This is a genomic window from Hymenobacter coccineus, from assembly GCF_001816125.1.
In the GTDB taxonomy this organism is placed as follows: Bacteria; Bacteroidota; Bacteroidia; order Cytophagales; family Hymenobacteraceae; genus Hymenobacter; species Hymenobacter coccineus.
This window is the reverse complement of the sequence record NZ_MDZA01000355.1, coordinates 1-232: the sequence shown is the minus strand read 5'-3', so window position 1 is coordinate 232 and position 232 is coordinate 1. Positions and strand designations below refer to the sequence as shown.

1 protein-coding gene is annotated in these 232 nt (G+C 75.4%); it reads left to right on the top strand.

Annotated features, from left to right (window positions below):
• A partial coding sequence (locus BEN49_RS28240; RefSeq protein ID WP_158022988.1) for a hypothetical protein occupies positions 1 to 232 on the top strand: 232 nt, incomplete at both ends.

Here is a 232-nt window from a genome sequence, read left to right as displayed (position 1 = left end):
TGGTGGCGGCCGGCGCGCAGGCCCTGTTTCTGCGTCGATGCCGCGGGGCGGCAGTACCCCGGCTGGGGCCCCAAGGTGCTCGATTTTCCGCTGGCTGGGGCCGCCGCGCTGCTGAGCGTGGGCGGGCGCGACGTGGTGGCGGCCGGCGCGCAGGCCCTGTTTCTGCGTCGATGCCGCGGGGCGGCAGTACCCCGGCTGGGGCCCCAAGGTGCTCGATTTTCCGCTGGCTGGG